The sequence below is a fragment of the Cupriavidus sp. 05N40 genome, assembly GCF_056397305.1.
Window position 1 is genome coordinate 27415 of sequence record NZ_JBFTND010000016.1, and the last position, 13080, is coordinate 40494.

The following is a 13080-nucleotide window of genomic DNA, read 5'->3' on the forward strand; positions in this document are numbered from 1 at the left end:
CCGCGCCGGGCGGCGCTGCCACGCCGGCCCGGCATCCCGCGGTCCGCACAGCGCAGTCCGACAACCAGGAGGAAGTGATGCACGCAAGCGCCCGCCCAGAAGCGCCACCGATCGTCAGCGGCCAGCAACGCCGCCGCGCCATCGTCGCCACCGTGATCGGCAACGGTCTCGAGTGGTTCGATTTCACCGTCTACAGCTTCTTCGCCGTCATCATCGCGAAGCTCTTCTTCCCCACCGGCAACGACCTCTCGTCACTGCTGCTGGCGGTCGCCACCTTCGGCGTGGGCTTCTTCATGCGGCCGGTCGGCGGCATCATCCTCGGCGTCTACGCCGACCGCGTGGGCCGCAAGGCCGCGCTGTCGCTGACCATCCTGCTGATGGCGCTGGGCACCACACTGATCGGCCTGGCGCCCACCTACGAGCACATCGGCATCTTCGCGCCGCTGCTGATCGTGGTGGCGCGGCTGCTGCAGGGCTTCTCCGCCGGCGGTGAGATGGGCGGCGCCACCGCCTTCCTGACCGAGTACGCACCCGCCGAGCGGCGCGCCTACTACTCGAGCTGGATCCAGGCCAGCATCGGCGTCGCCGTATTGCTGGGCGCGGCAGTGGGCACCTTTGTGACCTCCGCGCTGAGCACCGAAGCGCTCAACAGCTGGGGCTGGCGCCTGCCCTTCCTGCTCGGCATCGTGATCGGGCCGGTCGGCTACTACATCCGCCATCATCTCGACGAGACCCCGACGTTCCGCGACAGCGACGACAAGTCCGACTCGCCGCTGGCAGAAGTGCTGCGCGACTACCCGCGCCAGACCGCGGCCAGCTTCTCGATGGTGATCCTGTGGACGGTCTGCACCTACGTGCTGCTGTTCTACATGCCGACGTACTCGGTCAAAGTGCTCCATGTGCCGCAGTCGACCGGCTTCGTCGCGGGCATGGTCGGCGGCCTCGCCATCATGGTGTGCTCGCCGCTGGTCGGCCTGCTGGCCGATCGCATCGGGCGGCGCGTGCTGCTGTCCGGCTCGGCCCTGCTGATCCTGCTGCTGGCCTACCCGATGTTCGTCTATATCAACCAGGCGCCGGGGCTGGCTTCGCTGCTGGTGTTCCAGCTCGTGTTCGGCGTGCTGATCGCCGCCTACACCGGTCCGATCCTCGCTGCGTTCTCCGAGCTGTTCCCCGCCAAGGTGCTGTCCACCGGCCTTTCGGTCGCCTACAACCTGGCGGTCACCATCTTCGGCGGCTTCGCGTCGTTCATCATCACCTGGCTGATCGCCAGCACCGGCAGCACCATGGCGCCGGCGTTCTACGTGATGTTCGCCGCCGCCATCAGCCTCGCCGGCACGCGCTTCGTGCGCGAGCCTGCCTACCTGCGCACGGCGCAGGCCAGCCGCGCCACCCAACCCGCATAGATCGAGCGTCATCGCATGAAACAGATTCTCCTCAGGGGCGGCAACGTCCTCGACCCCGCCCACGGCACGCTCCTGCAACGCCACGACGTGCTGATCGAAGGCGAGCGCATCGCCCAGGTGTCGGCCACGCCGGTCCACGCGCCCGGCGCGCAGGTGATCGACCTGGCCGGCAAGACCGTGATGCCCGGCCTGATCGACTGCCATGTGCACGTGCTGGCGTCGCTCGCCAACCTTGGCCTGAACGCGGTGCAGCCCAATGTGCTGGTGGCGTTCCGCGCCATGCCGATCATGAAGGCCATGCTCGAGCGCGGCTTCACCACCGTACGCGATGCCGGCGGCGCCGACTGGGGCCTGTCGCAAGCCATCGAGACCGGCCTGGTGCCCGGCCCGCGCATCTTCCCTTCGGGCAGGGCGCTCTCGCAGACCGGCGGGCATGGCGACTTCCGCCCGCGCGCCGACGTGCTCGAGCCATGTTCCTGCGCTTTCCGCGCCGGCGCCATCGCCCGTGTGGCCGATGGCGTGGATGCCGTGCGCCTGGCGGTGCGCGAGGAGATCCAGAAGGGCGCCACGCAGATCAAGATCATGGCGTCGGGCGGCGTGGCCTCGCCCACCGACCCGATCGGCAACACGCAATACAGCGAGGACGAGATCCGCGCCATCGTGGCCGAGGCCGAGGCCGCCCAGACCTACGTGATGGCGCACGCCTACACCGGCCGCGCCATCGCTCGCGCGGTGCGCTGCGGAGTCCGCACCATCGAGCACGGCAACCTGGTCGACCGCGAGGCCGCGCGCGTGATGCGCGAGCATGGCGCCTTCGTGGTGCCCACCCTTGTCACCTACGAGTCGCTTGCGCGCGACGGCGCGCGGCTCGGCCTGCCGGCCGAATCGGTCGCCAAGATCGAGACCGTGCGCCAGGCCGGGCGCGACTCGCTGGCCATCTACGCGGAGGCCGGCGTGCCGATGGGCTTCGGCTCCGACCTGCTGGGGGAAATGCACCGCGACCAGTCCGACGAGTTCCGCATCCGCGCCGAACTGCTCGGCAACCTCGAGGCGATCCGCAGCGCAACCTCTGTCGCCGCCGCGATCCTGCAGCGCGAGGGCGAGCTCGGCACCGTGCGTGCCGGCGCGCTGGCCGACCTGATCGCCGTGGACGGCAACCCGCTCGCCGACATCGGTCTGCTGTGCGGCCAGGGCGAGCATCTCGCGCTGGTGATGCAGGCCGGCCGGCTGCACCGCCAGCCCGCCTGACCGGTGTCCCGCCTGCGCCCGCGCAACGCGGGCGGCTGGCATCGCGGACTATCATGGCGGCTGGACCGTCTCGCCTGCCGCCATGCGCATCTCTCCGCTCCCTCCCCTGCCCTGCCTGGTCGCCTTCGAGTCCGCCATGCGGCATGGCAGCTTCACCCGTGCCGCCAGCGAACTGCATCTCACGCAAAGCGCGATCAGCCGGCAGGTCGCGCAGCTCGAGCGCTTCCTCGGCAAGAAGCTCTTCGTGCGCGAGCCGCGCGCGCTGCGCCTGACGGTCAGCGGCCAGGCCTATGCCGAGGAGGTGCAGCGCCTGCTGGCGGCATGCGCCGCGGCCACCGAGGACGTGATGAAGCGCAAGGGCCACGGCGAGCTGACGGTTGCATGCTCGTCCGGCGTGGCCGTGCTGTGGCTGACGCCGCGGCTGCCGAGATTCCGCGCCGCTCATCCGGACATCCACCTGCGCCTGCTGGTCAACGACAGCCTGGCCTCGCTCTCGCCCGCGGAGTTCGATGTCGGCATGTATTTCCTGCGCGAGGGCCCGCCGCCGGGTCTCGCTTCGCGCCGCCTGTATGACGAGGAGGTATTTCCCGTCTGCGCGCCGGGCTATCTTGGCGGCCGCCGGCTCGCGCCGGCCGACCTGCCCGGCGAGACCTTGCTGATGCTGGAGGATGGCCAGCGACAGTGGATGTCGTGGCAGGTCTGGCTGGCCCAAAACGGCGTGGCCGACGCGCGCGCGACGCACACGCTGGTGGCCAACCAGTATCCGATCCTGCTGCAGCTGGCGATGGAAGGCCAGGGGATCGCGCTGGGATGGYGCCACATGATCGACCGCTGCGTGGCGCAGGGGCTGCTGGTGCGCGCCTGCGACGCCAGCGCGAGCCTGGGCGGTGGCTACTATGCGGTGTGGCCCCAGGACCGCGCCGAGGGTGCGGCGGCGCGCGCCTTCCGCCACTGGCTGGCGCAACAGAGTTCGGAAGGCCAGTAGGGTCTGTCCTTGCGGCGGGTTCAGCAAATTGACAGCTTTGCTGTTTATCATCGCTCGCAAGCCGCAGTGCCGGCTCCGGACCAGGAGCACGGCGCGCGGCAACCAGAACTATCGATGCCGAAAGTGGCAATAGTGCCAATGGAGACAACCATGCGTATTTCCCCCACCAGCCGCGCGCTGGCGCTCGCCCTGCCCACCCTTTGCGCCCTGTTCGCCGCCGGCGCGCCCGCGCACGCCGCCGACGCCTGGCCCACCCACGTGATCAAGTTCGTGGTGCCGTTCACCGCCGGTGGCGCCAACGACCTGGTGGCGCGCGCCGCGGCCGATGCGGTCGGCAAGCGGCTCGGGCAGGCCGTGGTAATCGAGAACCGCCCCGGCGCCGGCGGCGTGGTGGGCGCGGACTATGTGGCCAAGGCCAAGCCGGACGGCTACACCTTCCTGGTTGGCGCCGTGGGCACCGTCACCAACGGCCTGATCCGCAGCAAGATGCCTTACGCGCAAGACGACCTGATCCCCGTGTCGCTGGTCGCGGTGAGCCCGTCGGTGATCGTCGCTTCGCCCTCGCTGCCGGTGAACAACCTGAAGGAACTGGTCGAGTACTCCAAGAAACAGGGCGCCGCGGGCGCCAACTTCGCCACTGCGGGCAGCGGCAGCACGCCGCACTTCGTCGAGGAGATGCTCAAGGAAAAAGGCGCGGTGCTGACGGTGGTACCGTACAAGAGCGGCTCGGAAAGCATCACCGCCGTGATCGGCGGGCAGGTGGCTGCCACCTCGGAAGCCAGCGTGGTGGTGCTGCCCAACATCAAGGCGGGCAAGCTCAAGGCGCTCGGCGCAACCTGGGACAAGCGCATGAGCGCGGCACCCAATATCCCGACCACCGCCGAGCAGGGCATGCCGGAAGTGCGCATCGGCCACTGGGCGGGCATCTTCGCACCCAAGGGCACCGACCCCGCCATCCTGAAGAAGCTGAACGCCGAGATGAGCATCGCCATGCAGACGCAGGAAACGCGCGACCGCCTGATTCCCAACGGCATCGAGCCCGCCGGCGGCTCCCAGGAGAGCTTYGTCGCCTTCATCAAGTCGGAGCGCGAACGCCTGGGCCGCATCGCCAAGGCCGCCAATATGACGGCAGATTAAGAAATATTTTCGGCCGCCCGGCTGGGCGGCGGCAATTGTCTGTATCAGGCCTGTTACACACAGGCCTTTTTTTATTTCCGGTTTGCGTCTTATGCGGCTCTTTGCGAAATAAATGTGAGGCCTTGTAACTATCTGTAATTGCTTTGTTTTGTACTTAGTACATTCAGCGTGTGCTTGTAATGTCTGTGATAAAAAAGCCAAGCTGAATTGCAACGCAAATCATTCGCATTTATATTCCGCCTCGCCCAACCAATTTGCCCCCGCCGTTGGCCGAACCGAAAGCATGCAACGTCTCTCCCGCAGCCGCCGGATCGCTCCCACGGCCGTACCCGGAATCGAGAAACGACATGAATCGCCGCACTCCGATCGCGACCGCACTGCTCGCGCTCTTCGCCACTCCCGTTGTGACCCTGGCCCAGACGGCCGCGACCGAGCCGGCCACGGCGCAGAGCCCCGCGACGCTGAAAGAGGTGGTGGTGCAAGGCGACCGGTCCACCGGCGACTACAACACGGGCAAGACGTCGCTGAGCAAGCTCCCCGCGGAACTGCGCGACGTCCCGCAGTCGGTGACGGTGGTCAACAAGGCACTGATCGACGCACAGGGCGCCACCTCGCTGGCGGATGCGCTGCGTAACGTCCCGGGCATCACCATCGGCGGCGCCGAGGGCGGGCAGATTGGCAACAACATCAACCTCAACGGTTTCTCCGCGCGCACCGACATCTACCTGGACGGCTTCCGCGACCGCGGCCAGTACTATCGCGACGTGTATGCGCTGGATTCCGTGGAAGTGCTGATGGGCCCGTCGTCGATGCTGTTCGGACGTGGATCGACCGGCGGCGTGATCAACCAGGTCACCAAGAAGCCGTCGCTGAAGGCGGCCACCGAAGTGACGGGCTCGGTCACCACCAATGGCCTGGTGCGCGCCACCGCCGACGTCAACACGCCGACCGGCGACACCTCCGCGTTCCGCATCTCCGCCATGGCGCAGGATGGCCCGCCGAGCACGCGCGACGCGATGACCGTGATGGACTTCGGCATTGCGCCGTCGTGGAAGTACGGCATCGGCACCTCCACCGAGATCACCCTGTCCGCGCTGCTGCAGCACAACGAGGACATGCCCGACTACGGCCTGCCGGCCATCAACGGTCATCCGGTGAATGTGGACCGCAAGACCTTCTACGGCTTCAACAACGATCACACGCGCCAGAACATCGCAACGCTGTCCGCCGGCATCGATCACAAGTTCTCGCCGAACCTGCGCCTGCGCAACCAGACCCAGTTCAACTATGTAGAGACCGATGCGCGCGAAACCGCGCCGAACGCGGTCGGCACGCTGGGCGGCGCCACCGGCTTCATCCCGCTGACCACCACCAACCTGCCGCTGTCCGCGCTGTACGTGCGCCAGCAAAGCCATGACCGCAGCATCCGCGACTACTCGGTGTTCAACCAGACCGAGCTGACCGCGAAGTTCGAAACCGGCTCCATCAAGCACACGCTGCTGACCGGCGTGGAGCTCGGGCACGACGGCTACAACAACCAGAACTTCTATCGCAACGGCACCTGCAATGGCGTGCCGTTGAACCCGCCGGCAACGGCCACGGCGGCGGCCGGCACTTCCGGCTATGTGGCCTGCGAGCCGGTGGTGAACCCGACGTATATGGATTCGCCCAGCAACGTGCCGAAGTCGACCGGCAACCTGCAGGGCGCCTCGGCCAACACCGTCGCCGTCTACGCCAACGACTCGATCGAGTTCACCAAGCAGTGGAAACTGGTGGCCGGCCTGCGCTATGACCGCTACATGGCCAGCATCACCAACTCGGTCAACTCGACCAACACGCTTGGCAACACCGCGCTGGCCAATGCGGACCAGACCGTCAACTTCACCAGCGTGCGCCTGGGCGGCATCTGGCAGCCGACCGAGGCACAGTCCTACTATGTGTCGTATGGCACCTCGTTCAATCCTTCGCTGGAGCAACTGGTCGGCACCGTCGGCCAGCAGAACCTGGACCCGGAAAAGAACAAGTCGTATGAAGCGGGCGGCAAGTGGGACCTGGCCGGCGGCGATCTGTCGCTGAGCTCGGCGATCTTCCGCATCACCAAGGACAACGCGCGCAGCCAGATCGACGCCACCACCTACGCGCTGACCGGCAAGATCCAGGTGGACGGCTTCCGCTTTGGCGCCACGGGTCGCATCACGCCGAAGTGGCAGGTCTTCGCGGGCTACACCTACCTCAATGCGGTGATCGAGAACGGCATCGCCGCCGGCACGCAGGGCAAGATCCCGGGCAATACGCCCAAGCACACCGCCACGGCCTGGACCAGCTATGCCGTCCTGCCGAACTGGGAAGTCGGCGGCGGCGCCTTCTATATGTCGCAGCGCTATGCCAACAATACCGACACCGTGCAGGTCGGCGGCTACGTGCGCTGGGACGGCATGATCGCCTACCACCAGCCCAAGTACGATGTGCGCCTGAACCTGTTCAACATCTTCGACAAGAAGTACTACGATGCGCTGATCCAGTCGGACGGTGGCCGTTCGGTGCCGGGTACGGGCCGCACCGCCATGCTGTCCTTCGTCTATCGCATGTAAGTTGGGCCAGTAAAGCCGAGGCAAGCAGCCAAGGCAATAAGCTGAGGTAAAGTGGCGTGACGCCAAGTCACGCCACCCGGCGCCGCATCCCCTGCCGGCGCCGGCGCAACACCCTGCCGAGATCGCCATGCTTGTCTGCATTCCCAAGGTCCTCAACGCCGAGCAGCTCGCCATGCTGCGCCAGCAGCTCGATTCGGCCGGCGAGGCCTGGGTCGATGGCCGCGTCACCGCCGGCTATTCCGGCGCCCCCGTCAAGTTCAACCAGCAGATCGACGAGCGTTCGGACGTGGCGCTGCAATGTCAGCAGCTGATCCTCGCCATGCTGGAGCGCAATCCGCTGTTCATCAGCGCGGCGCTGCCCAATATCGTCTACCCGCCGATGTTCAACCGCTACGGCGAGGGCATGACCTTCGGCGCCCACGTGGACGGCAGCGTGCGCATCCATCCGCACAACGGCCGCAAGCTGCGCACCGACATTTCCGCCACGCTGTTCCTCAGCGATCCCGCCAGCTATGACGGGGGCGAGCTGCAGGTGGAAGACACCTACGGCATCCACAGCGTCAAGCTCGAAGCGGGCGACATGGTGGTCTACCCGGCCACCAGCCTGCACCAGGTCACCCCCATCACGCGCGGCACGCGCGTGGCCAGCTTCTTCTGGATCCAGAGCCTGATCCGCGACGATGGCCAGCGTGCGCTGCTGTTCGACATGGACAATGCCATCCAGAAACTGAACCAGACCGGCGCCGACGAAGGCGCGCGGCGCTCGCTGGTCGGCTGCTACCACAACCTGCTGCGCCAGTGGTCGGAGACCTGAGAGGCACGGATGGATCCGCCGCACGGCGCGCGACCGGCCCTGCGATGCCCGCTACGATTTCCGCGCCCCTTGCTCCGGCACCGTCGATACGAAAAGGCCTCGCTTGCTGCGAGGCCTTTTCGCTTTCTTACATGCGATAGCGCAAGGTCGCCATCACGCTGCGCGGCGCGCCCGGCATGTTCAGGTTGGGGCTGGTGCCGTGGGCCGAGACGATATAGCCCTGGTTGAAGATGTTGTAGAGATTGAGCTGGGCTTCGAACGGGCCGCGGCGGTACCACGCCATCATGTCGGCGGTCACGTAGCCGGGCAGCGTGACGGTGTTGCCCGGATTGGCGAAGCGCGCCCCGACCAGGTTGAGGCCGCCGCCGACGCCGAAGCCGTTGCCGAGCGCCTTGGTCAGCCACACATTGCCGCTGTGCATCGGCGTAAGCGTGGCGCGCTTGCCTTGCACCTGCTGGCCGGCGTCGACCGCGACCGACTGCGTCACGCGCGCATCGAGGTAGGCATAGCCGGCCAGCACGCGCCAGCCTTGCGACAGGTCCGCCGAGGTGGACAGCTCCACGCCGTCGGTGCGCTGCTCGCCGATCGGCACCAGTTGCAGCGTGAGCGGGTTGGTGGCCTTGATGCCGGTCCGCTCGAGGCGGAACACCGACACCGTGGTGCTGGCGCGGCCATCGAGCCAGTCGTACTTGGCGCCCACTTCGGTATTGCGCGTGCTTTCCGGCGCGATGTCGGCATTGTTGGCCGCCAGCGCGAAGGCCTCGCCCGAAGGCTGGAACGAACGGCTCCACGACACATAGTAGGACTGTGCCTTGCTCGGCTGCCACACCAGGCCGGCGCGCGGGCTCCAGGCATTGTCGGTGCGCGACAGGCCCGGCTGGCCGGGACGGTGGTCGACCGTCTCCTGCTGGAAGCGGTCATGGCGCAGGCCGACCAGCGCCTTCCAGTGTTCCGTCAGGGACACCATGTCCTGCGCATAGAAGGCGAGCGTCTTGAACGTGCCCAGGCTGTTGGCGGTCAGCGCGCCGCCCTGCAGCGGCAGCGTGGGCAGCACCGGGTTGAACAGCGCTACGGTCGCCACCGTGCCGGACGAATAGCTGACAAGGTCCTTGTTCTGCTGACCGACTTCCACGCCGTACAGCAGTTCGTGCTTCATGCCGAACAGCGAAGCCTTCTGCGTCAGGTCGGTCTGATTGAACCAGCCGCGCTCGGCGCGCGCCACGTTCGAGCGCGTGAGCGTGACGGTCTGGCGCGCTTCGTTGACCACGCCCGGCAGCGTGTTGTTGCGGTCCAGCGTGTAGTGGTAGTAGCGCGTGGCGTTGCGCAGCGACCACTGCTCGTTGAAGCGGTGGTCCAGCGTGGCGGTGCCCGAATAGATGCGCGACTGGCTGTAGTCCACATCGCGCGCATTGGCCGCGCCGTAGTAAGTGGAGGCCGGCACGTTGACCGGGCGGCCCCGGTAGGCCGGGATGCCGAAGTCGGTCACGCGGCGGTCCTGCAGGTAGTCGGCCTGCAGCAGCAGGGTTGTCTCGGGCGCCAGGCGCAGATCCAGTGACGGCGCCACGGCGAAGCGGTCGATGAACTGCTGGTCGCGGTAGCTGTTGCCCCGCTCCGCCGCGCCGGTGATGCGCCATGCGGCAGCGTCGTTGATCACGCGGCCTACGTCGGCCTCGGCGCGGCGATTCTGCCAGGAGCCGTAGCTAAGCGCGAAATCGGTGACGTCGAAGCCGGGCTTCTTGGTGACGCGGTTGATCAGGCCACCCGACGAGCCGCGTCCGTAGAGCACGGCCGCGGGTCCCTTGATGACTTCGATCCGGTCTACGTTGGAGAGATCGCGGAAGTACAGCGCATCGTCGCGGATGCCGTCGACGAACTGGTCGGCGATGGCCGAGAAGCCACGGATGCTGACCTGGTCGCGCTGGCCGTCGCCGGTGGAGAAGCTCACGCCTGGCACGTTCTTCAGGGCATCCTGGATCGACGTGGCGTGCTGGTCGCGCATGACCTCGGCGGTCACCACGTTGACGGTCTGCGGGATATCGCGCAGCGGCGCATCGATCTTGGTGGCGCTGCGGGTGGAAGGCGGGTTGTAGCCCACGCCCGGATCGCTGGCGGCCGCAGCCTTGACTGTCACCTCCGGCAGGCTGGCGGCGCCGGCTTCCTGTGCCAGGGCCGTGCCGGTCACGGCGGTTTGCGAAACGAAGGCGCCCAATACGGCGGCGTGGATCGGGCGTAGATTAAGTCGCATGTGTAATGAATTGTAATAGTTTTACTACAAATGCGACGCATTATCATTTTCATTTACAACAGATGTCAATGGGAACGAAGCGCAGTATGGTGATCTTTTATTAAAGCGGCTGATGAAGCTCTTTTTTGATCACGCCCTGCAACAGAGGGGCTCCGGCGCCGCGGGCTCAGGCAAATTGTTCCGCCAGCGCGGCCCGCACCTGGCCCACCAGCGGTGCTTCGCCCACCCGCGCGGGCAGCAGGAAGAACTCCGCCGTCGGCAACGCAGGCAGCCTGAGACGGGCGATCGTGGCGGCATCGATGCGCGCCACGCCGGGCCCGATGGCGGACTCGTTCAGGCAGGAAATACCGAGGCCTGCGGCCAGCGCCAGCTGCAGGCCGGCCACGCCGGAGGCGGAATGCGCGATGACGTAGTCGAGCCGGCGCCGCAACAAGGTCTGCACCACGTACTGATGCAGGGAGCAGGTATCGGGCAGCAGCACCAGCGGCAGCGGCGCGCCGGCGCCCTCGGCCCCTTCGGCCTCTCCCGGCGCAGCCACCCAGGCCAGGGTTTCACGACGCAGCACGGTGCCGCGCGCGCCCCGTTCGCCTTTGCCCGTCTTGTCGGCCGCGCGCGCGCCGGGAAAGCGCATCGACAGGCCGATGTCGAAGGCGTCGGTCTCGGCGCCGGCTTCGATCATGCCGCTCTTCATCACGGTCACGTGCAGGCGCAGGTAGGGATAGCGCTCGCGCAGCCGGCGCAGCATGCCGGCGATCTCGCCGGGGCGGAAGTAGTCCGTCACGGCCAGCCGCAGTTCACCGTCGAGCGTATGCCCGCGCAGATCCTGCAGCGCCAGCTCGGACAGCGCAAGGATGCGCCGTGCGTGTTCCAGCAAGCGCAGCCCGGCAGGCGTGGGCGCGGCACCTTGCTTGCCGCGCACCAGCAGCGGCACGCCGGCGCGCTCCTCCAGCTTGCGCAGTTGCTCGCTGACGGACGACTGCGAAAGAAACAACCGTGGCGCCGCGGCCGACAGGCTGCCGGCCTCCGCCACCGTCACGAAGGTACGTAGCTGATCGAGTTCGAGGACGCGCATGGCTATCTCCGGCATGTTTCGTATATTCCGATGGATAGTATCGCAAATTCCCGTTTTTTCGATTGAACAGGAAGCCCTAGACTGGCATCACCAGGCGGCTGAATCCCCAGCCGCCGACCCGGACCAACAGGAGCCAGCCATGCCCCACATCAATCTGCAGATTTCCGGCAAACCCGACGCCGCCCTCACCCGCCGCACCGCCGCCGCCGTGGCGGAGATCACGCAGCGCGTGCTCGGCAAGAAACCGGAGGTGATCGTCGTGGCCGTGCAGTACGTGGACCACGACGCCTGGATCGTCGGCGGCGCGCCGCTGTCGGAGCAAAAGCGCAACGCCTTCCACCTCGATATCAGCGTGACCGACGAGACCAATACCAAGGCCGAGAAAGCGCAGTTCCTGCGCGAAGTGTTCGACACCATGGCCGAGCTGATCGGCAACGTGCACCCGGTGTCGTATATCCATGTGGTGGACGCGCGCGCCGCCACCTATGGCTACGGCGGGCTGACCCAGGAATACCGCTATCACCACGGATGAGCCGGCAAGCCCCGAACAGCACGCAAACGGCCTACTACGCGACCGGCCTGGTCTGAGCACGGCGGCAGGCCGCCGCCCCCGCCCCGCTGTCCTTGTGCATCGCGCCGTCCTTGCCTAGTGTTGGGTGGGTAGGCGCGCGGCGGCGCGTGCCTTGCACGGCACGCGCGCCATCCCCCCCTCCCCCGACGGATACCAGCATGAAAACCGTGAATCTTCCCGGCGGCGAAGCCGTTCCCGCGCTGGGCATGGGCACCTGGAACATGGGCGAGAATCCGGCCGCGCGCGCGGAAGAGCTCGCCACGCTGCGCCTCGGCCTCGAACTTGGCCTGCGCCTGATCGACACCGCCGAGATGTACGGCGAGGGCCGCTCGGAAGAACTGGTGGGCGAAGCCATTGCGGGGCGCCGCGACGAGGTCTTCCTGGTCAGCAAGGTCTACCCGCACAACGCCGGGCGCAAGGGGGCGGTGGCGGCCTGCGAGCACAGCCTGCGCCGGCTCGGCACCGACCGCCTCGATCTCTACCTGCTGCACTGGCGCGGCGGCGTGCCGCTGGCGGAAACCGTGGCCGCCTTCCTGGCTCTGCAGCAGGCCGGCAAGATCCGTCATTTCGGCGTCAGCAACCTTGACCTCGGCGACATGGAAGCGCTGTGGCGCGTGCCTGGCGGCGACCGGGTAGCAGTCAACCAGCTGCTCTACAACCTCGCGCGCCGCGGCATCGAGTGGGACCTGCTGCCGTGGTTGCGACGCCACCATGTGCCGCTCATGGCCTACTCGCCGATCGAGCAGGCGGCGCTGCTGCGCAACCCGCGCCTGGCGCGCTTTGCCGAGCAGCACGGCATGAGCCCGGCCCAGGCCGCGCTGGCCTGGCTGCTGGCGCGCGACGATGTCGTCGCCATTCCGAAGACCAGCCACCGCGACCGCCTGCGCGAGAACCACGGCGCGCTCGCCTGCCGGCTCGCGCCGGAGCAGCTGGCGGCGCTGGATGCCGCCTTCCCGCCGCCGCGCGGCCCGCGCCCGCTGGATATGCTCTGACCCCGCGCGCGGGCCGCGCACC

General features: G+C 67.3%; 10 protein-coding genes. 8 read left to right on the forward strand and 2 right to left on the reverse strand.

Translation table 11 applies throughout. The features are described from left to right. Positions 1-77: 77 nt before the first annotated feature. From AC1DO7_RS06155 to AC1DO7_RS06180, 6 genes are all read left to right on the forward strand, one after another. Positions 78-1403, forward strand: coding sequence for an MFS transporter (locus AC1DO7_RS06155; RefSeq protein WP_441617923.1), 1326 nt, complete (start codon positions 78-80; stop codon positions 1401-1403). 15 nt (positions 1404-1418) lie between these two features. After that, positions 1419-2651 (forward strand): metal-dependent hydrolase family protein, encoded by a 1233-nt coding sequence (locus AC1DO7_RS06160; protein WP_441617752.1) that lies wholly within the window; start codon positions 1419-1421, stop codon positions 2649-2651. A gap of 82 nt (positions 2652-2733) precedes the next feature. Next, positions 2734-3636: a LysR substrate-binding domain-containing protein gene (locus AC1DO7_RS06165; RefSeq protein WP_477115886.1), complete on the forward strand. Its 903-nt coding sequence runs from the start codon at positions 2734-2736 to the stop codon at positions 3634-3636. Between the two features lie 150 nt (positions 3637-3786). After that, on the forward strand, positions 3787-4773 hold the full coding sequence (locus tag AC1DO7_RS06170; protein ID WP_441617756.1) for a Bug family tripartite tricarboxylate transporter substrate binding protein: 987 nt from the start codon (positions 3787-3789) through the stop codon (positions 4771-4773). Between the two features lie 347 nt (positions 4774-5120). Then, entirely contained in the window at positions 5121-7364 is a 2244-nt protein-coding gene (locus AC1DO7_RS06175; RefSeq protein ID WP_441617758.1) for a TonB-dependent receptor, read from the forward strand. A gap of 127 nt (positions 7365-7491) precedes the next feature. Further along, on the forward strand, positions 7492-8178 hold the full coding sequence (locus AC1DO7_RS06180; RefSeq protein WP_441617760.1) for a Fe2+-dependent dioxygenase: 687 nt from the start codon (positions 7492-7494) through the stop codon (positions 8176-8178). Positions 8179-8305: 127 nt separating this feature from the next. Here the strand turns inward: AC1DO7_RS06180 and AC1DO7_RS06185 are convergent, their stop codons facing one another. Both AC1DO7_RS06185 and AC1DO7_RS06190 read right to left on the reverse strand, forming a co-directional pair. Then, complete coding sequence (locus tag AC1DO7_RS06185; RefSeq protein ID WP_441617762.1) at positions 8306-10423, reverse strand: TonB-dependent receptor; 2118 nt, start codon at positions 10421-10423, stop codon at positions 8306-8308. A gap of 166 nt (positions 10424-10589) precedes the next feature. After that, on the reverse strand, positions 10590-11495 hold the full coding sequence (locus AC1DO7_RS06190; RefSeq protein ID WP_441617764.1) for a LysR family transcriptional regulator: 906 nt from the start codon (positions 11493-11495) through the stop codon (positions 10590-10592). Positions 11496-11634: 139 nt separating this feature from the next. Between AC1DO7_RS06190 and AC1DO7_RS06195 the strand changes: the two genes are divergently transcribed. Both AC1DO7_RS06195 and AC1DO7_RS06200 read left to right on the forward strand, forming a co-directional pair. Then, entirely contained in the window at positions 11635-12027 is a 393-nt protein-coding gene (locus tag AC1DO7_RS06195) for a tautomerase family protein (RefSeq protein ID WP_441617766.1), read from the forward strand. 197 nt (positions 12028-12224) lie between these two features. Then, entirely contained in the window at positions 12225-13058 is an 834-nt protein-coding gene (locus tag AC1DO7_RS06200; protein ID WP_441617768.1) for an aldo/keto reductase, read from the forward strand. The last annotated feature ends 22 nt before the right edge of the window (positions 13059-13080 follow it).

What these genes read in the sequence shown, in the direction of transcription:
- AC1DO7_RS06155 (WP_441617923.1), top strand. Translation starts at nt 78, where the DNA reads ATGCACGCAAGCGCCCGCCCAGAAGCGCCACCGATCGTCAGCGGCCAG.
- AC1DO7_RS06185 (WP_441617762.1), bottom strand. Translation starts at nt 10,423, where the DNA reads ATGCGACTTAATCTACGCCCGATCCACGCCGCCGTATTGGGCGCCTTC.
- AC1DO7_RS06160 (WP_441617752.1), top strand. Translation starts at nt 1,419, where the DNA reads ATGAAACAGATTCTCCTCAGGGGCGGCAACGTCCTCGACCCCGCCCAC.
- AC1DO7_RS06190 (WP_441617764.1), bottom strand. Translation starts at nt 11,495, where the DNA reads ATGCGCGTCCTCGAACTCGATCAGCTACGTACCTTCGTGACGGTGGCG.
- AC1DO7_RS06175 (WP_441617758.1), top strand. Translation starts at nt 5,121, where the DNA reads ATGAATCGCCGCACTCCGATCGCGACCGCACTGCTCGCGCTCTTCGCC.
- AC1DO7_RS06180 (WP_441617760.1), top strand. Translation starts at nt 7,492, where the DNA reads ATGCTTGTCTGCATTCCCAAGGTCCTCAACGCCGAGCAGCTCGCCATG.
- AC1DO7_RS06195 (WP_441617766.1), top strand. Translation starts at nt 11,635, where the DNA reads ATGCCCCACATCAATCTGCAGATTTCCGGCAAACCCGACGCCGCCCTC.
- AC1DO7_RS06200 (WP_441617768.1), top strand. Translation starts at nt 12,225, where the DNA reads ATGAAAACCGTGAATCTTCCCGGCGGCGAAGCCGTTCCCGCGCTGGGC.